18 protein-coding genes are annotated in these 19473 nt (G+C 67.4%); 11 read left to right on the top strand and 7 right to left on the bottom strand.

Translation table 11 applies throughout. The features are described from left to right. Positions 1–54: 54 nt before the first annotated feature. Both A1D30_RS08705 and A1D30_RS08710 read left to right on the top strand, forming a co-directional pair. Positions 55–519, top strand: coding sequence for a nuclear transport factor 2 family protein (locus A1D30_RS08705; protein WP_063460346.1), 465 nt, complete (start codon positions 55–57; stop codon positions 517–519). Between the two features lie 169 nt (positions 520–688). Beyond that, complete coding sequence (locus A1D30_RS08710) at positions 689–1657, top strand: 2-hydroxyacid dehydrogenase (RefSeq protein ID WP_063460347.1); 969 nt, start codon at positions 689–691, stop codon at positions 1655–1657. 101 nt (positions 1658–1758) lie between these two features. Here the strand turns inward: A1D30_RS08710 and A1D30_RS08715 are convergent, their stop codons facing one another. Next, positions 1759–2625 carry a LysR family transcriptional regulator gene (locus A1D30_RS08715; RefSeq protein WP_063460348.1) on the bottom strand — a complete coding sequence of 289 codons (867 nt, stop codon included), beginning with the start codon at positions 2623–2625 and terminating at the stop codon, positions 1759–1761. A gap of 93 nt (positions 2626–2718) precedes the next feature. Between A1D30_RS08715 and A1D30_RS08720 the strand changes: the two genes are divergently transcribed. After that, a complete protein-coding gene (locus A1D30_RS08720) occupies positions 2719–3147 on the top strand; it encodes a nuclear transport factor 2 family protein (RefSeq protein ID WP_063460884.1) in 429 nt (142 codons plus the stop codon). Here the strand turns inward: A1D30_RS08720 and A1D30_RS08725 are convergent. Next, positions 3125–4051, bottom strand: a complete 927-nt coding sequence (locus A1D30_RS08725; protein ID WP_063460349.1) for a LysR family transcriptional regulator — start codon at positions 4049–4051, stop codon at positions 3125–3127. The genes A1D30_RS08720 and A1D30_RS08725 overlap by 23 nt on opposite strands. 108 nt (positions 4052–4159) lie before the next feature. On the opposite strand from A1D30_RS08725, the gene metE reads away from it, so the two are divergent. Continuing rightward, entirely contained in the window at positions 4160–6550 is a 2391-nt protein-coding gene (gene metE / locus A1D30_RS08730; protein ID WP_063460350.1) for a 5-methyltetrahydropteroyltriglutamate--homocysteine S-methyltransferase, read from the top strand. A gap of 142 nt (positions 6551–6692) precedes the next feature. On the opposite strand, the gene A1D30_RS08735 is transcribed toward metE, so the two are convergent. Continuing rightward, entirely contained in the window at positions 6693–7646 is a 954-nt protein-coding gene (locus A1D30_RS08735; RefSeq protein WP_063460351.1) for a ketopantoate reductase family protein, read from the bottom strand. Positions 7647–7795: 149 nt separating this feature from the next. Between A1D30_RS08735 and A1D30_RS08740 the strand changes: the two genes are divergently transcribed. From A1D30_RS08740 to A1D30_RS08765, 6 genes are all read left to right on the top strand, one after another. Beyond that, positions 7796–8137: a hypothetical protein gene (locus tag A1D30_RS08740; protein WP_063460352.1), complete on the top strand. Its 342-nt coding sequence runs from the start codon at positions 7796–7798 to the stop codon at positions 8135–8137. Positions 8138–8143: 6 nt separating this feature from the next. Further along, complete coding sequence (locus tag A1D30_RS08745) at positions 8144–8791, top strand: zeta toxin family protein (protein ID WP_063460353.1); 648 nt, start codon at positions 8144–8146, stop codon at positions 8789–8791. A 215-nt stretch (positions 8792–9006) separates the two neighbouring features. After that, positions 9007–9534 carry a MarR family transcriptional regulator gene (locus A1D30_RS08750; RefSeq protein WP_063460354.1) on the top strand — a complete coding sequence of 176 codons (528 nt, stop codon included), beginning with the start codon at positions 9007–9009 and terminating at the stop codon, positions 9532–9534. A 53-nt stretch (positions 9535–9587) separates the two neighbouring features. Further along, entirely contained in the window at positions 9588–11063 is a 1476-nt protein-coding gene (locus tag A1D30_RS08755) for an efflux transporter outer membrane subunit (RefSeq protein ID WP_199865941.1), read from the top strand. Positions 11064–11250: 187 nt separating this feature from the next. Further along, entirely contained in the window at positions 11251–12573 is a 1323-nt protein-coding gene (locus A1D30_RS08760) for an HlyD family efflux transporter periplasmic adaptor subunit (protein WP_063460355.1), read from the top strand. 15 nt (positions 12574–12588) lie between these two features. After that, positions 12589–14223 (top strand): DHA2 family efflux MFS transporter permease subunit, encoded by a 1635-nt coding sequence (locus A1D30_RS08765; protein ID WP_063460356.1) that lies wholly within the window; start codon positions 12589–12591, stop codon positions 14221–14223. A 130-nt stretch (positions 14224–14353) separates the two neighbouring features. Here A1D30_RS08765 and A1D30_RS08770 read toward each other — a convergent pair whose 3' ends face one another. The 4 genes from A1D30_RS08770 to A1D30_RS08785 form a co-directional block, all read right to left on the bottom strand. Next, complete coding sequence (locus A1D30_RS08770) at positions 14354–14926, bottom strand: hypothetical protein (RefSeq protein ID WP_063460357.1); 573 nt, start codon at positions 14924–14926, stop codon at positions 14354–14356. 174 nt (positions 14927–15100) lie between these two features. Next, a complete protein-coding gene (locus A1D30_RS08775; RefSeq protein ID WP_063460358.1) occupies positions 15101–15562 on the bottom strand; it encodes a YiiD C-terminal domain-containing protein in 462 nt (153 codons plus the stop codon). An 82-nt stretch (positions 15563–15644) separates the two neighbouring features. Beyond that, complete coding sequence (locus tag A1D30_RS08780; protein ID WP_063460359.1) at positions 15645–16577, bottom strand: patatin-like phospholipase family protein; 933 nt, start codon at positions 16575–16577, stop codon at positions 15645–15647. A 103-nt stretch (positions 16578–16680) separates the two neighbouring features. Further along, complete coding sequence (locus A1D30_RS08785) at positions 16681–17580, bottom strand: LysR family transcriptional regulator (protein ID WP_063460360.1); 900 nt, start codon at positions 17578–17580, stop codon at positions 16681–16683. A 196-nt stretch (positions 17581–17776) separates the two neighbouring features. On the opposite strand from A1D30_RS08785, the gene A1D30_RS08790 reads away from it, so the two are divergent. Then, on the top strand, positions 17777–19300 hold the full coding sequence (locus tag A1D30_RS08790) for a CoA-acylating methylmalonate-semialdehyde dehydrogenase (RefSeq protein WP_063460886.1): 1524 nt from the start codon (positions 17777–17779) through the stop codon (positions 19298–19300). Positions 19301–19473 lie beyond the last annotated feature (173 nt).

Here is a 19473-nt window from a genome sequence, read left to right on the forward strand (position 1 = left end):
TTGCTTTGGCACGCCCTTCTCGTCCACAAAACCACCACAACGGAGACAGACAAGATGTTCAGGAAATTCCTTCTCGCCACCGCCGCCGCCATCGCCGTGGCCACCCTGGCGGGCTGCGCCGCCAGCGCACCAGCGGCTTCGCACGCTGCATCGGCCGAACAGGCCGTGGCCGCCGCCGCCGAGCGCCTGCGCCTGGCCATGATCGACCCCACCCCTGCCGCCCTGGCCCCGCTGGTGGCCGACGACCTGAGCTACGGCCACTCGGGTGGCCGCGTGGACACCAAGGACAGCTTCATTGGCGATCTGGTGGCGGGCAAGTCTGACTTCGTGACCATCACCATCACCGACCAGACCATCAAGGTGGTGGGCAACTCTGCCATCGTGCGCCACACCCTCACGGCCGACACCAATGACTCGGGCAAGCCCGGCAAGGTGCAGATCAAGATCCTGGGTGTGTGGCAGCAGCAAGGCGGCCAGTGGAAGCTGCTGGCCCGCCAGGCCGTTCGCGTAAACACTTGATACCCCCTGAGTCGCTTCGCGCCATCCCCCTCAGGGGGACGCCGCCCCTGCGGCGGGGCGGCCCTTGCACGGCGGCGCTGGCGGGGCCGCGCCCGTCTCCGTAGCACGGCGATACGCGACACTGCGACTCAAGTCCGCCTTCTCAACATTCCAGGTTGCACTCCATCCAATGACCACCAACGCCCAGCCCCGCATCCTGCAAATCGGCCGCCTGCCCTTGCCCGCCCTCGAAACCGAACTGGCCGCGCGCTACAGCGTGGCCTGCCTGGCCGACCAGGCCGACCCGCAGGGTTTTCTGGCGGCGCAGGGCGCGGAGTTTTCGGGGGTGGTCACCACGGCATCCATCGGGCTCCAGGGTGAGGTGATTGCAGCCCTGCCCCATCTGCAGGTCATCAGCAGTTTTGGCGTGGGCTTTGATGCGCTGGATATCGGCACGGCCACGGCGCGCGGCGTGCAGGTGGGTTACACGCCCGGCGTGCTCAACGACTGCGTGGCCGACATGGCGTTTGCGCTGATGCTGGATGTGTCGCGCGGCATTGCGGCCAGCGACCGGTTTGTGCGCCAAGGCCAATGGCCTAAGGCGCGGTTTGCGCTGGGCACGCGGGTGTCGGGCAAGCGCCTGGGCATCGTGGGCATGGGCCGCATCGGCCAGGCCGTGGCCGAGCGCGCGGCGGGCTTCCGCATGGAGGTGAGCTACCACAACCGCCGCCCGGCCGAGGGCTGCGCACTCTCCTACTTTGAATCGCTGACCGCCCTGGCGCAATGGGCCGACTACCTGGTGCTGACGGTGGCGGGCGGCGCGGGCACGCGCCACCTGGTCAACCGCGATGTGCTCGATGCCCTGGGCCCGCAGGGCTACCTCATCAACGTGGCGCGTGGCAGCGTGGTGGATGAGGCCGCACTGATCGACGCGCTGGCCGAACGCCGCATCGCCGGGGCGGGCCTGGATGTGTTCGACAACGAGCCCCAGGTGCCCGCCGCCCTGATGGCGCTGGACAACGTGGTGCTCACCCCCCACACCGCCAGCGCCACGCACGAAACCCGCCGGGCGATGGCCGACCTGGTGCTGGAGAATTTGCACGCGTTCTACACCTCGGGCGCCGTGCGGGTGCCCGTGCCAGGCACGGTGGCTGGCTGATCGTTGGTTTTTCAAGTTTTTTAGGCCATCTGCGCGCGACCATCATGCCTAGATGGCTATCAAATACATAGCGCCAAGCTCCACACCCGTGCGGCCCTGCCTCACACCCACCCCGCAAACACCTGCGGCCCCAGGCGGGGCTTGCGCGCCTTGCGCTCGAACAGCCACATGCCATACAGCGGCAGCGCCTCGGCCAATTGCAGCGGGGCCACCAACTCTGCCGCCGCCCCCAGCAGCGCGGGGTGCGGCACCACAGCCAGCAGGTCCGAGTCCACCACCAGGTTCAACAGGCTGGCAAAGTCCGGGCAGCGCACGGCCATGCGCGGCGCGGGCATGCGCCGAACGCGGTGTGCCTCGGTCAGCACGTCCACCGGGCCGCTCACGCTCGGGCCCACACAGCCCCAGGCAGCGCCTTGCAAATCGGCCAGCGACCGGGCACGCGCCAGCGGGTGGCGCCGCCGTGCATAAATTTGCGGCTGCAGCTCGTACAAGCGCCACTGCACCACATCCGGGTGGGCAAACTGGCGCGGCCGGGGCGCAATCACGGCGTCGAAACTGCCATGCAGCAGGCCCGTCAGCAGGCTCCCCTCGTCGGTGGTGGTCATCTCCAGTGAACGCTGGGGCTGCGGCAGGCACCAGGCCTCGTACAGCAGCGGCCCACAGACCAGCGCGGCGGAGGCCGTGAGCCCCACGCGCAACACCTTGCGGTTTGCAGCGCCCGCGCGGGTCAGCGGCAAGGCGTCAATGCGCTGGGCCAGCGGCGCGCCTTCGGCCACCACACGCCGGGCCAGGTCGGTGGGCACATAACGGCGCCCGTCCCGCACCAGCAGGGGCGTTTCGAACTGCGCCTGCAGCACCTTCATGCCCTGGCTGATGGCGGGCTGCGACACCCCACAGGCCTGCGCGGCACGCGCAAACGAGCCTTGGTCGATGACGGATTGGAGGTAGTGCAGGTAGCGCAGATACATAAGCAGCTTTTATGTATGAGGCGCCATTGTCTCTTGTCGCAGCCGCCGGGCGCGGCGAAGCTCTGGGCATCTTTCTCCACCACGCTCCTGCCCATGACCACGCCACTCGACACCGTCCGCACCTACCTCGCCCACCTGCACGCCAGCCACACCGACGGGCTGATCGGCTGCTTTGAAGACGATGGCGTGGTGCACTCGCCGTTTCTGGGCACCATGCGCGCGAGCGACTTTTTCCAAAAGCTCGCCCAGGCCTCCAGCGGCAGCGTGATCACCGTGCTGGATCTGTTCGAATCCGTCCAACCAGACAACGGCGGCGCCGTGCGGGTCGCTGCCTATTTCCGCTACGACTGGACTTTGAACGACGGCCGCGAGGTGACCTTCACCTGCGTGGATGTGTTCACCTTCGACGCGGGCAGCACCCGCATCCGCGACATGAACATCGTCTACGACACCCACCCGCTGCGCGAAGAGGTGGGCGACAAGTACGCGCCTGATCCGACTACAAAAGCTCAACGCCCTTGAGCGTCACAAAACTCGTCTCGCGCGTGACCTGCACAAAATCCTGTAGGTAGGGCTTGGCCGACAGGCTGGGCAGGCAGGCGGCGTGCAGCTCGCCGCGCAGGCCTTTGTCGCCAATCGGCCTAGCAGTCACGTACCCCCGGTCCAGGTAACTCTGCACCGCCCACAGCGGCAGCGCCGCCACGCCGCGCCCACTGGCCACCAGCTGCAGCATGGCCACCGTCAGCTCGGTGGTGCGGCGCGGGGGGCGCACGCCGGCGGGCTCCAGCACCTGGCGGATCAAATCGAGCATTTCGTCGGGCACGGGGTAGGTGATGATGGTCTGGTCGGCAAAGTCCTGCGCCACCAGGTGCGGCTTGGCCACCAGCGGGTGCGTGTTGGCCAGCAGCGCGCGGATCTCAAAGGCAAACAGCGCGTGGTAGTCCACGCCCGCCTCGTCGGCATCCACCTCCGACACGATGGCCACATCGGCCCGGCCCTGGTGCAGCAGGCCCACGGGGTCGGCATGGAAGCCGCTCACGATGTCCAGCTCCACCTCGGGCCAGCGGGTGCGAAACGCGTCCATCGCGGGCATCAGCCAGTCAAAGCAGGTGTGGCACTCCACCGCAATGCGCATCTGCCCACCCTGCCCCAGCACCAGGCGGGCAATGTCGCGCTCGGCCCCTTCCACCTGCGGCAGCATCGCATCGGCCAGCGCGAGCAGGCGTTCGCCCACGGCGGTGAACTGCGGCGGCACCGATTTGCGCTCAAACAGCGGCTGGCCGTAGCGGTCTTCCAGCAGCTTGATCTGGTGCGACAGGGCCGACTGCGTGAGGTTGAGCAGCTGCGCAGCCCGCACCAGGCTGCCGCTGTCACGCAAGGCCACCAGGGTGCGCAGGTGGCGCACTTCCAGAATCGACTGGTTCATTATAAATTTTCAAGTTGATCGACTAAAACTTTCGTTTGAATAATAAACGAGCCCGCGCGACCATCGGTGCCTTCATTGCATTGCTCCATTCAGAAGAAGGAAATCACCATGTCGCTCGCCGCAGTTGTCGTAACAGCCGCCACCCGCCGCCCCGTGCTCACGCACACCCTGGGCTTTCCGCGCATGGGGGCGCAGCGCGCGCTGAAGTTCGCACTCGAATCCTTCTGGCGCGGCGACAGCACCGAGGCCGATCTGCAGGCCACGGCCGCCCAGCTGCGCCAGCAACACTGGCAAGCGCAGGCCGATGCAGGCCTGGGTTGTGTGACCGTGGGCGACTTTGCGCTGTACGACCACGTAGCCAACCACATCCAACTGCTGGGCTGCGAGCCTGCACGTTTTGGCTTTGATGCCCACACGCCCGAGCTGGCCCGCTACTTTGCAATGGCACGGGGCGTGTCGGCCCACACCACACCTGACCACGCAGGCTGCAGCGCCGGTTGCACCGCCAAGCACCACACCGCAGGCCAGCCCGCACTGGAGATGACCAAGTGGTTCGACACCAACTACCACTACCTCGTGCCCGAGTTCAGCGCCCACACCCAGTTCCACCTGGCCAGTGAGCGCCTGTTTGCCGAAGTGGCCGAGGCCCTGGCGCTGGGCCACCGCGTCAAGGCCGTGCTGCTGGGGCCGCTGAGCTTCTTGTGGCTGGGCAAATCCAAAACGGCGGGCTTCGACCGATTCAGCCTGCTGGAGTCCCTGCTGCCCGTGTACGAAGCCGTGCTGGCACGCCTGAAGGCCCAGGGTGTGGAATGGGTGCAGATCGACGAGCCCATCCTGGGCCTAGACTTGCCCGATGCGTGGCGCCATGCGTTCGAGCCCAGCTACTGGCAACTCGCCCGCAGCGCGCCCAAGCTGCTGCTGGCCACCTACTTCTCGCCGCTGGCCGAAAACCTGCGCCTGGCCTGCCAGCTGCCCGTGGCGGGCCTGCATGTGGATGCCGTGCGTGCCCCCGACGAGCTGGTGGGCGTGGCCGACTGGCTCCCGTCACACAAGGTGCTGTCAGTGGGCATCGTGGACGGCCGCAACATCTGGCGCACCGACCTAGATACAGCGCTGCAAAAGCTGCGCCCCGTGGCCGACAAACACCAGGGCGAGCTGTGGCTGGCACCATCGTGCTCGCTGCTGCATGTGCCGTTCAGCTTAGAGGCCGAAACGCAGTTGGACGCCGAAGTGAAGTCCTGGCTGGCGTTTGCGGTGGAGAAGTTGGACGAGCTGCGTGTGCTCTCCACCGCCTTGTCGCAAGGCGAAGCGGCGGTGGACGACGAACTGCACGCCGCCCGCACCGCGCTGGCCGCCCGCCGCGCCAGCCCGCGTGTGCACCGCGCCACCGTGGCGGCCCGCATTGCCGCCGCCGCACCGGGGGCCGACCAGCGCGCCAGTGCCTTCCCCGCCCGGCAAAAGGCCCAGCGCGCACGGCTGAAGCTGCCGCTGCTGCCCACCACCACCATCGGCTCGTTCCCACAGACGGCGGAGATCCGCGCCGCACGCGCTGCATTCAAGCGTGGCGCACTCGATTCCACGCACTATCAACAGAAGATGCAAGCCGAAATCGAATTGGCCGTGCGCAAGCAGGAAGCGCTGGGCCTCGACGTGCTGGTGCACGGCGAGGCCGAGCGTAACGACATGGTCGAATACTTTGGCGAGCAGCTGGACGGCTTTGCCTTTACCGCCAATGGCTGGGTGCAAAGCTATGGTTCGCGCTGCGTGAAGCCGCCCATCATTTACGGCGACGTGGCCCGTCCCACGCCCATGACGGTGGCCTGGACGCAGTACGCGCAGAGCCTGACCACCAAGCCCATGAAAGGCATGCTCACCGGCCCCATCACCATCCTGCAGTGGAGCTTTGTGCGCGACGACCAGCCCCGCGCCACCACGGCCGACCAGATCGCCTGGGCCATCCGCGACGAGGTGTGCGACCTGGAAGCCGCCGACATTGCCATCATCCAGATCGACGAACCCGCCATCCGTGAAGGGCTGCCGCTGCGCCGCGCGGGGTGGAAGAGCTATCTGGACCGCGCTACACGCGCCTTCCGCATCAGTGCCAGCGGGGTGCGCAACGACACGCAGATCCACACCCACATGTGCTACAGCGAGTTCAACGACATCCTGCCCGCCATCGCGGCCATGGACGCGGATGTGATCACGATTGAGACGAGCCGGTCGGACATGGAGCTGCTGCAGGGGTTCGGAGATTTCCGCTACCCCAACGAGATCGGCCCCGGCGTGTACGACATCCACTCGCCCCGCGTGCCCGGCGTGCAGGAGATGGCCGCGCTGCTGGAAAAAGCCGCCGAGGTCGTGCCCGTGGAGCACCTGTGGGTGAACCCCGACTGCGGCCTGAAAACCCGGGGCTGGCCCGAGACCGAAGCCGCCCTGCGCCACATGGTGCAGGCGGCACGGGAAGTGCGGGAGCGGCTGCTGGAGGAAGCGGCAGCCTGATAGCGTTTTTCGCGTTCGATCCGCCAGAAATACCCGTTCGGGCTGAGCCTGTCGAAGCCGTGCGCGGCGCTTCGACAGGCTCAGCGTGAACGGTTTTCAGGTTTTTGAGGGCGTACGGTTGGAGCCCCGCTAAGCGCCCCCACTAAGCAGAAACGCCCCGCGCTTCTGCCAACTTCACCAGCACCTGCAGCGCGTGGTTCAGCGGCGTTGGCACCCCCAGGGCCGCGCCGCGCTGGACCACATAACCGTTCAGGTGGTCGATCTCGGTGGGTTTGCCTCGCGCCAGGTCCTGCGCGGTGGACGAATATTGCCCCGGCATGGTGCTGGCAATGCCGCGCACGGCCGCCTGCACATCGCCCGGAATCGTCACCCCATCGGCCGCCGCCACGGCCAGACATTCGGCCACGATGTCGGCAATCACCTGCGTCACGCCGGGCACCTGCACCAGCGGACCATAGGGCTGTTGCGACAGGGCCGACAGCGCGTTGTAGGCGCTGTTGAGCACCAGCTTGGCCCAGAGCGCGCCGCGCACGTTGTCTGACACCTGGGTGGGGATGCCTGCCGCCGTGAGATGGCGGGCCACTTCATCGCTGCGTGGCGATGGCGCAATCACCAGCTCGCCCCGGCCATGGTGCACCACATGCCCCGGGCCGCCCATGGCGGTGGCCACATAGACCACGGCAGCGGCCACGGGGGTGCTGGCGTCCAGCACGGCGCGCACGCGCTCGTCGTTGTCCACGCCATTCTGCAAGGTCAGCACCAGCGCGCCGGAGGCCAGGTGCGGGCGAATCTGGCGCGCCGCGTCTTCCGTGTCGGACGACTTCACGCAGAACAGCACCACGTCTGCACCGTGCACGGCACTGGCCTCGGTGCTGGCCGCCAGGGGCACCTGCACGTCCATTTCCGCCGTCTGCAACCGCAGGCCGTTGTCGCGCACGGCCAGCACATGGGCGGGCCGCCCGATGAGCGTGACGGCATGGCCCGCACGCGCCAGCAAGGCGCCAAAGTAGCAACCCACGGCGCCCGCGCCCATCACAGCAAAACGCAGCGGAGGGGTGGCAGAAGGGGCGGATGCGAGCAAGGGAGATTCGGTCATAGGGCAATCTGCAGGCTGAATCGGCGGGTGAATGAAGGTTTGAGCGCGCATGGTATCGCCCTACACCCATGTACGGAGAGAGTGAGGCCGGCCGGGCACTTTGCATCTGCGTCCTGATTGGCGCAAAATGCGCCAATCAGGAGATCGCCATGTCCGCCACCGCCTTTTCTTCCGTCAAGCTCCCCGCCCACCTGGTGGAGCAGGCCCGCCAGGCCGCGCAGCCCATGCGCCGCTCGGTGGCCAGCCAGATCGAATACTGGGCCACGCTGGGCCAGATCGTGGAACACACGGGCCTGAGCGTGCAGGAGGCCCGCAGCGCCATTGAGCAGTACGAAGCCGCAGCGGCGCGCACCGCCGCCCTGGCGCCCCCCACGTCGGTGGACGCCCTCACCGCCCGCCTGCTGGCAGCCCAAACGCGCGGCACGCTGGCGCAGCGGGTGCGTGAAGTGGTGCTGGAGAACCAGGCCAAAGCCGCCACCCCTGTCGCCTGACCTTGCATGGTGGCCCCCGCCCAGCAGCCCTCTCCGCCGCCCCGCCACAACACTCCACCCCGCTGGTTCCACCTGCTGGCAGGCCCGAACGGCGCGGGCAAATCCACGCTGTACCGCGCCCTGGTGCGCGAAGGCATCCTGGGCCCGCCGCTGGAGTTTGTGAACGCCGACCTGTACGAACAGGCGCACCTGCAACACATTGCCGACCCCGAAGCCCGGTCCGAAGCCGCCCGCCAATGGGCCGATGACCGCCGTGCCACCTTGCTGCGCGAGGGCACCGACTTCGCCAGCGAAACCGTGTTTTCACACCCCTCCAAACTGGCGCTCATCGAAGAAGCCCAGCGCTGCGGCTACACCGTGGCCCTGTACATCGTGGCGCTGGACGACCCGGCCCGGCTGCTGACCCGCGTGGCGCAGCGCGTGCGCGAAGGCGGGCACCCGGTGCTGCCCGAACGCATCCTGGCCCGCTACCCCCGCACCATGGACAACCTGGCCCAGGCCGTGCGGCAGGCGGATGTGTCCTATCTGTATGACGCTGCCGAGGCCACCGGCACCAGCACCGGACCGCAGCTGGTGGCCGTGTGCTCCCCCGCCCAGGTCGCGCCCTTGGCCCAGCCGCTGCCCGCCTGGGCGCAGCGCCTGACCGGGCAATAGCCGATACGCCCACGCGCTGCACGGGCCTGCGCGGGCGGCCCACTCTCATCTGCTGTACCGTCGGCTCAATGTCAAATTGGTGCCCTGCGCACGTCTGTATTCATCCATAGCTATCCCTTTGATAGCAATCATGACCCCGCAAAAACCCTGAGTACATCGCGGGTGTTATCTATTTGCCAAGACAATAATTGTCTAGTCAATTAAATTCACCCTCCATGACTTCCCACACCTCCTCGCCGTCGCAGCCCGGCCCTGGCTTTTACAGCCCCAACCAGCTCCAGCCCGAAAACAGCGTGGGCTACCTGATGCGCAAGGTGATGACGTCCATCCGCACCCAGGCCGATGCGCAGCTGTCCACCCACGACCTGACCTACGCCCAGTGGCTGCCGCTGTTCAAGATCTCGCGCTGCCCCACCACCACCGTGGCCAGCCTGGCGCGGGACCTGGAGACCGACCCGGCCTCCATGACCCGCGCACTGGACCGCCTGGAGGCCAAGGGCCTGGTGGCGCGCGAGCGCTCCACCACCGACCGCCGCGTGGTGCAACTGGCGCTCACTCCCGAGGGCGACAAGGTAGCCGCCCAGGTGCCGCCGGTGCTGGCCGACGTACTCAACGGCCACCTGAGCGACTTCAGCCATGAGGAATGGCAAACGCTGCTGAGCCTGCTGCGCCGCATGCTGGCCAATGGCGAAGCCCTGCGCCAGCAGCTCAGGCCGGACTCCGCCGCTATGCCCTCTGCCTGATCCGCGCACCGTTTTCCTCCACACAACACCTCAAAATCATTCGGGAGAACTTTGTGAACACCACCGCCCCCCAGCCCTCCATCCGCACGGCGTTCGCCGCGCACTTCGCGGTCTCCGCACTGGCGTTGGCCGCCGCCATCCTGCTGGTGGGCTGCGCCAGCCCTGGCGCGCCGCATACTCCGCTGACCCAGACCACGCCTGCTGCGGTCGGCCTGGCGGCAGCCGGCACCACCGACACCGCCGCCCCCAGCCAGTGGTGGAAAGCCCTGGGCGACGCGCAGCTCAACACCCTGATCGACACCGCCCTGCAAGGCAACCCCAGCCTGGCCGTGAGCCGTGCGCGCCTGGAACAGGCCGTGGCGCTGAGCCAGGTGCGCGAAGCCGCCAACGGCCCGCAGGCCACCCTGGGCGTGGACGCCACCCGCCAGCGCTACACCGCCAATGGGCTGGTGCCAGCCCCCGTGGCAGGCAACACCTACAACAGCGGCACCGTGCAGGCCACGCTGAGCTGGTCGCCCGACTTCTTTGGCCAGCACGCCGCCGAGCTGCAGGCCGCCCTGGGCCAGGCCCGCGCCGCCCAGGCCGATGCAGCCGCCGCTGCCAACACCCTGGCCGCCCAGGTGGGCCGCAGCTATGTGGCCCTGGCCCGGCTGGTGGCCCAGCGCGATGTGGCCACACGCGCGCTGGAGCAGCGTGAAGAACAACGCAAGCTCACGCAAGAGCGCACCTCTGCAGGCCTGGACAGCCAGGTCGAGCTGACCCAGGCACAGGCCGCTGTGCCCGACGCCCGCACACAAATCGAAGCGCTGGACGAGCAGATCACCCTGGCCCGCCGCCAGCTGGCCGTGCTGACCGGCCAGGCGCCCGACGCGCTGCCCACGGTCACGCCGCAGCTCGCCGCACTGCAACCCACAGCCGTGCCCGAGGTGCTGGGCGCCGACCTGCTGGGCCGCCGCCCCGACGTGGTGGCCGCGCGCTGGCGCGTGGAGGCGGCAACGCAGGGCGTGAACAGCGCGCGCAGCGAGTTCTATCCCAACATCAACATCGGCGCGTTCATTGGCCTGAACTCGCTGGGGCTGGACCGGCTGTTCAACGGCAGCTCGCGCCAGATGGGCGTGACGCCCGCGCTGCGCCTGCCGATCTTTGACGGGGGCCGCCTGCGTGCCCAGCTGGGCGGCCGCGCTGCCGAGCTGGACATGGCCATCGCCCAGTACAACGGCGCCGTGCTCGATGCGGTGAAAGAAGCCGGCGACGCCGTGGCCTCCATCCAGTCGCTCACCCGCCAGCAGGCGCTGCAGGACGAAGCCGTGGCCAGCGCCGAAAAGGCCTACCGCTTTGCACAGGAGCGTTACCGCGCGGGCCTGGGCAACTACCTGGTGGTGCTCTCCACCGAAAGCCAGGTGCTGGCCCAGCGCCGCCTGGCCGTGGACCTGCGGGCGCGCCAGTTGGACACCCGCCTGGTGCTGATGAAGGCGCTGGGTGGCGGCTGGACCGATGACACCGCCGTGCTGCACACCGCGGCGAAATAAGCGCAGAAAAGTAAGCGCTGAAGTCCAACGTAGAGACCCGAGGCCGCCCCCCCTTCATGCACACCCCCACCCGTTCACGCTGAGCCTGTCGAAGCGCCGCGCAGAGCTTCGACAAGCTCAGCCCGAACGATGGTGAGGTGAAAACAGACAAAACCAAACAACAACACATTCCTGAAAGACCACTGCCATGACCGCCAACAGCGAACCCCTCACCGCCAACGAAGCCAACACCGCCCGCCGCCGGGGCCTCACGATCATTGCTGCCGCCGTGGCGATCGCAGCCATCGGCTGGGGCGGCTGGCACTGGGCCAATGGCCGCCATGTCGAGACCACCGACAACGCCTACGTGGCAGGCAACGTGGTGCAGATCACGCCGCAGATCGGCGGCACCGTGGTGTCTATCGGCGCAGACGACACCGACTACGTGAAGGCCGGGCAACTGCTGGTCAAGCTGGACCCTGCCGACGCCCGCGTGGCGCTGGAGCAGGCCGAGGCCCAGCTGGCCCAGACCGTGCGCGAGGTGCGCACCTTGTATGCCAACAACGCCACGCTCAAGGCTCAGGTCAGCCTGCGCAGTGCCGACCTGGCCCGCGCCCAGGCCGACTCCGCCCGCATGCAGGACGACGTGAACCGCCGCGCCCCGCTGATGGCCAGCGGGGCCGTGGGCAAGGAAGAGTTCCAGCACGCCAGCGCCCAGCTGGCCGCCGCCAAGAGCACCGTGGCCGCCGCGCAGTCGGCCGTGCTGGCCGCGCAAGAACAACTGGCCGCCAGCCAGACACAGACCGAGGGCACCTCCATCGAGCAGCACCCCAACGTGGCGCGTGCCTCGGCCCGCGTGCGCGAGGCCTACCTGGCCGTGCAGCGCGCCCAGCTGGTGGCCCCGCTGGACGGCCATGTGGCCAAGCGCGGCGTGCAGGTGGGCCAGCGTGTGCAGGCGGGTGCCCCGCTGATGACGCTGGTGCCGCTGAACGACCTGTGGGTGGACGCGAACTTCAAGGAAAGCCAGCTCAAGACCCTGCGCATTGGCCAGACCGCCGAGCTGGAAGCCGACGTGTACGGCACCAAGGTGGTCTACCACGGCACCGTCACGGGCCTGGGCGCAGGCACCGGCGCCGCCTTTGCGCTGCTGCCCGCACAGAACGCCACCGGCAACTGGATCAAGGTGGTGCAGCGTGTGCCCGTGCGCATTGCGCTCGACCCCAAGGAAGTGGCCGAGCACCCGCTGCGCGTGGGCCTGTCGATGGAAGTGAAGGTGGACACCGCCGACCAGACTGGCAAGACCCTGGCCGACACCCAGCGCACCACCCCCGTGGCTGCCACCGCCGTGTTCGACGCGCAGTTCAAGGCTGCCGACGATGAGGTGGCCCATATCATTGCCGCCAACCTGGGCCGCAGCGGCAAGGCCGCCGTGGCCGTGGCATCGCCCAAGGTGGGCAAGGCGCCTGTGGCAAGCCAGCAGCATGCCTCGGCGCCAACCGCAGCCACCGTGCAGTCGCCCGTGGTGCAGTAAACCGGTGGACAGAGCATGACCGCCGCCAACCCCACTGCAGACCAGGCGCCCGCCAGTTCGGCGCCTGCTGCAACACAACCCCCTGCCCCGCCCGGGCCGCCTGCCGCCTACCCGCCACTGCAAGGCACGGCCCTGCTGCTAGGCACGCTGTCGCTGTCGCTGGCCACGTTCATGAACGTGCTGGACTCGTCCATCGCCAACGTCTCCATCCCCGCCATTGCCGGTGACCTGGGTGTGAGCCCCGGCCAGGGCACCTGGGTCATTACCAGCTTTGGCGTGGCCAATGCCATCTCGGTGCCGCTCACTGGCTGGCTCACGCAGCGCTTTGGCGCGGTGCGCCTGTTCACCATGAGCGTGATGCTGTTTGTGCTGACCTCCTGGCTGTGCGGCTTTGCCTCGTCGCTGGAAATGCTGGTGTTCTTCCGCGTGCTGCAGGGCCTGGTGGCGGGGCCGATGATCCCGCTGAGCCAAACCCTGCTGCTGGCCAGCTATCCCAAGGCGCTGGCGGGCACCGCCCTGGCGTTGTGGGGCGTGACCACGCTGGTGGCGCCTGTGGTGGGGCCGCTGCTGGGCGGGTGGATTACTGACAACATCTCCTGGCCGTGGATCTTCTACATCAACGTGCCCGTGGGCCTGCTGGCCGGGCTGCTCACCTGGGGCATCTACCGCCAGCGCGAGACCCCCATCCGCAAGCTGCCCATCGACACCGTGGGCCTCTCCCTGCTGGTGCTGTGGGTGGGTGCGCTGCAGCTCATGCTCGACAAGGGCAAGGAGCTGGACTGGTTTGCCTCGGGCGAGATCATCACCATGGCCGTGGTCGCGGTGGTGGCGTTTGCCGTGTTCCTGGTGTGGGAGCTGACCGAGAAGCACCCGGTGGTGGACCTGAAGCTCTTCAAGGGCCGCAACTTCACCTTTGGCGCGCTGGCGCTGTCGGTGGCCTACGCCCTCTTCTTCGGCAACGTGGTGCTGCTGCCGCTGTGGCTGCAGCAGTGGATGGGCTACACCGCCACCTCGGCCGGCATGGCGCTGGCGCCGGTGGGCGTGTTCGCCATCTTGCTCACGCCGCTGGTGGGCAAGAAGGTGGGCCAGTGGGACCCGCGCCGCATGGCAACGGGCGCGTTCATCGTGTTCAGCACGGTGCTGTGGATGCGCTCGCAGTTCACGGTGCAGACGGACTTCATCCACATCCTGATCCCCACCCTGCTGCAGGGCGCAGCCATGGCGTTCTTCTTTATCCCGCTGACCACGCTGACCTTGGCAGGCATTGCACCCGAGCGCATCCCGGCGGCCGCAGGCCTCTCCAACTTCGTGCGCATCACCGCCGGGGCCATGGGCACGTCCATCGCCACCACGCTGTGGGAGAGCCGCGCCGCCATGCACCACGCCCACCTGACCGAAGGGCTGGTGCAAGGCCAGGGCGTGTTTGCGCAGACGCTGGACAACCTCACCGCGTCCGGCCTCACGCAGATGCAGGCGCTGGCGCAGATCAACCGGCTGATCGACCAGCAGGCGTTCACCCGCGCGGCCAATGACATCTTTTTGGGCTCGGCAGGTTTGTTCCTGTTGCTGATCGCGCTGATCTGGCTGACCAAGCGGCCCGCCAGAACGGCAGGTGGCGGTGGTGCGGCCGATGCAGGCGGCGCACATTGAGAGGAAAAAACGCCCTCTCCGCGCTATAGAAAAGAAAAGTTTGCTATCTTTTGCATAGCATTGATGCCAAAACCGGCTCCTCGGAGCCGCTTTTTGGTGTTGAGGGTGCGCCGCATGGCCCGCAATGGGCCTATGCAGCCCCCACCCGCTTTTCTGCGTTGGCAAACGCCGTGGCCAGCGCAGCAAATTCGCTCTGGCTCACCACCCCATCGGCAATGCCGCTGCGGTCCATCAGCTGCAGCACGGCCTGCGAAAAATCATTGCCCGGCCGGGTGATCGACGTGCTCGCCAGCCCCTGCAGAAACTCCTGGTGCGAAATCCGGCCGTCCTTGCTGGTGTCAAACCCGGCGGCAATCTGCTCCTGCTGGGCGTCGTCCGCACCAAACTCGCTGAGCAGCGCCTTGAAATCCTGCGCAGAGACCGCGCCCCCCGCCGCAGGCAACCCCACCAGGCCACCACCACTGCCACCGCCACGCTGCACGCCGCCCAGGGCACTGTCTACCTTGCCCTGCGACACCAGAATGCCCTTGCCCGCAAACCCCGCCAGCGCCTCGGCCTGGGGGCTGAGCGTGACCACGGCCGATGGCTGCGCCTGCGCTTCTTCGCTGCCGCGCCGGGGCGCCGCAGGTTTGGCCGCCCCGCTGGACGCAGCGTTGAAGACCAGCGAGGCTACGGATGCAAGACCGGAAAGAAGAGGTGACATCGCCTTGAACTCCTGCGTGGCGACATCCCAGTGCCGTGCTGGGACACATCCCGCCAGCCACCGCTTCGCCTTGTGATCGGAGCGTACGCGGCGCGGCAGGCGGCGGTGGCGCAATAAAACGGGGCTCCCGGGCCCACTTTGCAGGATCACCCGGGCCGCTTGACCCCATGTCCATCAGGCTGGCGAAATGTAGCCAGGCCCAAAAGCCACAAACTCCCCCTCCAGCTGCCCCGCAGGCTCGCCCTGGTAGTGCAGCACCGACGCCTGCACGATGCGCCCGATGCCCTTGCGCTGCAGCATGCGCGCAAAGGGCTGCCACACCTGCGCGGCCGGTGCCTGCGCCACAGCGGTGAAGGTGCCCGCCATGGGCGCGAGATAGTCCATGGTGTTGCGCTGAATCACCAGCCGACTGCCCAGCCCCTCGGCCGAGAGCCGCAGGTGCAGCATGGACCACGCCGCCAGAATGGCCACGGCCGAGGCACTGCCGCCAAACACCGTGTCGCGGTGGTTGATGTTGGGCGCCAGCGGCGCGCTCAGCACCACCTGCTGGGGCGATGCCTCCACCACGCTCACGCCCATGGCGTGGGACAAGGGAATGTGCTGGTGCAGGTAGGCCTGGAGTTCAAGAGGATTCACGGTGCGCGCCGGGGAAACCGGTGGGTTGTGGTGGCGCGATTCTGATACAGGCGCCCCCGCCCCTCGCCGAAGCCACCCAGGCTCAGAGCCACACGCCCCGCAGCCAATCCACTGTCTCCTGCAGCGGATGCCCCCTCGCAATCTCGTCCATGCGTTCGAGCTTGTCCACCGCGTCCAACGCAATCGTCTCGTTCGGTTGGAAGACGATCTGCAGGCGGTGGTAGCGGTCGTCCAGCAGCTGCCGGGCCTGGTAGTCCGAGATGCCGGCCACGCCATCCATCAGCACGTTGATGAGCGGCTGCGCCCACTGCGCGTAGCCCCAGTCCAGCGTCTGGCCCTTGATGTAGGTGAGGCTCACGCCGGTGCCCAGTGACAGCATCACCACCTCATCCAGCGCGGCGCGTTCGGCGGGCTGGTTGCGGCGCGAAATCGCCTGGGCCAGCGCGACGATGCTGGGGTTGTTGGCATACACGCCGCCGTCGATGTAGCCATCGGCCGAGGGGAAGTAGGTGGGCGCCGAGCTGGTGTATTGGGCGATGTGGGCCACCAGCTGCTCGCCGTCCGAGTCCGCGCCCTGGAAGTTGTGAAAGATCTTGGGCTTCCAGGTCCGTTTGGCGGCCACTTCCTCGTTGTCGAGGTCGAAGGTGGGGATGGCCACCTTGCGTGGGATGTCGCGCAGCTTCAGGTCGCCAAACACCGCTTTCAGCTCGGCCTTGAGGCCCTTGCTTGAATAGTCGGCGCCCACGGTTTTTCCCAGGTCGCGCAGGTTGTCCCAGATGCTGTCGTCAAAGATGACGCCACCGCGCTCCTTGTAGACGGTGCAGATCTCCTCGGGCGTTTTGCCGCAGGCCAGGCCCAGCGCCAGGATGCCGCCAGTGGAGGTGCCTGCGAACAGGTCCACGGTGCTCAGCCAGCCCGCCACCTGCGGGTGGGCGTTGAGCCGGGCCAGCAGCCGCGCCGTGATCAGACCACGCAGGCCGCCGCCGTCCAGGCAGAGGATTCGGTACTTGGCCATGGGCGCCTCCAAGTCTGTGAATGGATGGACCGCATGCTAGGAGGCGCCGAGGCGGGTGCCAAGAAGAATCGTGCCAGTCCCGACGCGGCCACCACACCCATCGCTACCGCCGGTCCGGCCGCAGCCGCCCGCTCTCCCCTTGCCCCACTTCCTTCAAAAAGCTCCACACCGCCTGCATGCGCGCCAGGTGTTTCGCCTCGGCGGGCATGCTCATCCAGAAGGTGCGGGTAAAGCGCGCCTCCTGCGGCAGCACGCGGGCCAGCACCGGGTCGGTGTCGGCCAGAAAGGCGGGCAGCACCGCCAGCCCGGCCCCGGCGCGCACGGCCTCGTACTGCGCGGTGACGCTGGTGCTGCGCATGGCAAACCGCTCGGGCGGGTAGAGCTGGTCGAGAAACTGCAGCTCCTTGGTGAACAGCAGATCGTCCACATAGCTCACAAACGCGTGGTGGCGCAGGTCCTCGCGCGTGGCCACCAGGGGGCGCCGGGCCAGGTACTCGCGCTGGCCGTACAGGTGCAGCGAGTAATCCGCCAGCTTGGTGACGATGACCGAGCCGCGCGTGGGCCGCTCCAGCGAGATGACGATGTCCGCCTCGCGCCGCGACAGGTGCAGCATGCGCGGCAACGCCAGCAGGTCGATGGACAAATGCGGGTGCTTTTGCGTGAGACGCGCCAGGTGCGGCGCCAGGATCAACGTGCCAAAGCCCTCGGTGGCCCCCACGCGCACCAGGCCCGAGGGCCCTGCCCCCGCCTGCGCCGGGGCAGCGCGCTCCACGCCCAGCACGGCGGTTTCCATGGCCTCCACGGCGGGCAGCAGTTGGCGCCCGGCCTCGGTCAGCCGGTGGCCGCCCGCCTCGCGCGCAAACAGGGCGGCGCCCATCTGCTTTTCCAGCGCCTGGATGCGGCGGGCCACGGTGGTGTGCTCCACCCCCGCGCGGCGGGCGGCGGCTGCCAGGGTGCCAGAGCGGGCCAGCTCCAGGAAGTAACGCAGGTTGTCCCAGTCCATGATCCTAGAAACGGTAGTTGAACGCGCTCGCCAATGCCCAGTGCCGTGATCGGCGTGCCAAGCAAGGCGTGGCGATCAATGATGTGCAAATTTGCAAAACCAAAGTGCAGCATTGTCTATTGCTTCAGCAATTTTGCACAGCTACGATGCGCCATTCGTCGGCAAACCGCCGCGTGCCAACCCAGGAGACAAACCCATGAATGCACCGACTTCCCAGGCCGTGCTGGCCCCCACCGTCAAACTGCTGATCGGCGGCAAGTTCGTCGAGTCCAAGACCACGCAGTGGCGCGACGTAGTGAACCCTGCCACGCAGGAAGTGCTGGCCCGCGTGCCGTTTGCCACCCCTGAAGAAATCGACGCAGCCGTGGCCTCGGCCCAGGAGGCCTTCAAGACCTGGAAGAAGACCGCCATCGGCGCCCGCGCCCGCATCTTCCTCAAATACCAGCAGCTGATCCGCGAAAACATGGCTGAGCTGGCCGCCATCCTGACGGCCGAGCAAGGCAAGACCCTGCCGGATGCCGAAGGCGATGTATTCCGTGGCCTCGAAGTGGTCGAACACGCAGCCAGCATCGGCAACCTGCAACTGGGCGAGCTGGCCAACAACGTGGCCGGTGGCGTGGACACCTACACACTGATGCAGCCCCTGGGCGTGTGCGCAGGCATCACCCCCTTCAACTTCCCCGCCATGATCCCGCTGTGGATGTTCCCCATGGCCATCGCCACGGGCAACACCTTCGTGCTCAAGCCGTCCGAGCAAGACCCCATGGTGACCATGCGCCTGGTCGAGCTGGCGCTCGAAGCGGGCATCCCCCCCGGCGTGCTCAACGTGATCCACGGTGGCGAAGCCGCTGTGAACGCGATCTGCGACCACAAGGACATCAAGGCGATCAGCTTTGTGGGCTCCACCAAGGTGGGCACGCACGTTTACAACCGCGCCAGCCTCAACGGCAAGCGCGTGCAATGCATGATGGGCGCCAAGAACCACGCCATCGTGATGCCCGATGCCAACAAGGAACAAACCCTGAACGCCCTGGCCGGTGCGGCTTTTGGTGCCGCAGGCCAGCGCTGCATGGCGCTGTCGGTGGTGGTGCTGGTGGGCGAGGCGCAAAAGTGGATCCCCGAGCTGGTCGCCAAGGCCAAGACCCTGAAGGTGAGCGCCGGTGTGGAAAAAGGCACGGACGTGGGCCCGGTGGTGTCCTGCGCCGCCAAGGACCGCGTGCAGAGCCTGATCGAGCGCGGCATTGCCGACGGCGCCACGCTGGAGCTGGACGGCCGCAACCCAGAGGTGGCTGGCTACGAAAAGGGCAACTTCGTGGGCCCCACGGTGTTCAGCGGCGTCAAGCCCGGCATGAGCATCTACGACCAGGAAATCTTTGGCCCCGTGCTGTGCCTGTCGGCTGCAGCAGACATTGACGAAGCCATCGCCTTCATCAACGACAACCCCAACGGCAACGGCACCGCCATCTTCACCCAGTCGGGTGCTGCCGCACGCAAGTTCCAGGAAGAGATCGACGTGGGCCAGGTCGGCATCAATGTGCCAATCCCTGTGCCAGTGCCCCTGTTCTCGTTCTCGGGCTCGCGTGCCTCCAAGCTGGGCGACCTGGGCCCTTACGGCAAGCAGGTCGTGCTGTTCTACACGCAGACCAAGACCGTGACGGCGCGCTGGTTTGATGACAGCACCATCTCGCACGGTGTCAATACGACGATTAGTTTGAAGTAACCCCCTGAGCGGCTTCGCCGCTTCCCCCTTTCTCTGCATCGCTGCGCGATGCGGAAGGGGGACGCCACCAGCGCGGCGGGGCGGCCCTTGCGCGGTGGCACTGGCCTAGGCTGTGCCAGTTCTTGCGCGCGGCTGTCGGTGGTAAAAGCAGGGCATGCAAACTTTTCAGACAA

This window comes from Acidovorax sp. GW101-3H11 (assembly GCF_001633105.1).
Lineage (GTDB): Bacteria > Pseudomonadota > Gammaproteobacteria > Burkholderiales > Burkholderiaceae_C > Acidovorax.

Bases quoted from the DNA above. Each gene is read 5' to 3' on its own strand.
- A1D30_RS08705 (WP_063460346.1), top strand. From the start codon at position 55: ATGTTCAGGAAATTCCTTCTCGCCACCGCCGCCGCCATCGCCGTGGCC.
- A1D30_RS08710 (WP_063460347.1), top strand. From the start codon at position 689: ATGACCACCAACGCCCAGCCCCGCATCCTGCAAATCGGCCGCCTGCCC.
- A1D30_RS08715 (WP_063460348.1), bottom strand. From the start codon at position 2,625: ATGTATCTGCGCTACCTGCACTACCTCCAATCCGTCATCGACCAAGGC.
- A1D30_RS08720 (WP_063460884.1), top strand. From the start codon at position 2,719: ATGACCACGCCACTCGACACCGTCCGCACCTACCTCGCCCACCTGCAC.
- A1D30_RS08725 (WP_063460349.1), bottom strand. From the start codon at position 4,051: ATGAACCAGTCGATTCTGGAAGTGCGCCACCTGCGCACCCTGGTGGCC.
- metE (WP_063460350.1), top strand. From the start codon at position 4,160: ATGTCGCTCGCCGCAGTTGTCGTAACAGCCGCCACCCGCCGCCCCGTG.
- A1D30_RS08735 (WP_063460351.1), bottom strand. From the start codon at position 7,646: ATGACCGAATCTCCCTTGCTCGCATCCGCCCCTTCTGCCACCCCTCCG.
- A1D30_RS08740 (WP_063460352.1), top strand. From the start codon at position 7,796: ATGTCCGCCACCGCCTTTTCTTCCGTCAAGCTCCCCGCCCACCTGGTG.
- A1D30_RS08745 (WP_063460353.1), top strand. From the start codon at position 8,144: ATGGTGGCCCCCGCCCAGCAGCCCTCTCCGCCGCCCCGCCACAACACT.
- A1D30_RS08750 (WP_063460354.1), top strand. From the start codon at position 9,007: ATGACTTCCCACACCTCCTCGCCGTCGCAGCCCGGCCCTGGCTTTTAC.
- A1D30_RS08760 (WP_063460355.1), top strand. From the start codon at position 11,251: ATGACCGCCAACAGCGAACCCCTCACCGCCAACGAAGCCAACACCGCC.
- A1D30_RS08765 (WP_063460356.1), top strand. From the start codon at position 12,589: ATGACCGCCGCCAACCCCACTGCAGACCAGGCGCCCGCCAGTTCGGCG.
- A1D30_RS08770 (WP_063460357.1), bottom strand. From the start codon at position 14,926: ATGTCACCTCTTCTTTCCGGTCTTGCATCCGTAGCCTCGCTGGTCTTC.
- A1D30_RS08780 (WP_063460359.1), bottom strand. From the start codon at position 16,577: ATGGCCAAGTACCGAATCCTCTGCCTGGACGGCGGCGGCCTGCGTGGT.
- A1D30_RS08785 (WP_063460360.1), bottom strand. From the start codon at position 17,580: ATGGACTGGGACAACCTGCGTTACTTCCTGGAGCTGGCCCGCTCTGGC.
- A1D30_RS08790 (WP_063460886.1), top strand. From the start codon at position 17,777: ATGAATGCACCGACTTCCCAGGCCGTGCTGGCCCCCACCGTCAAACTG.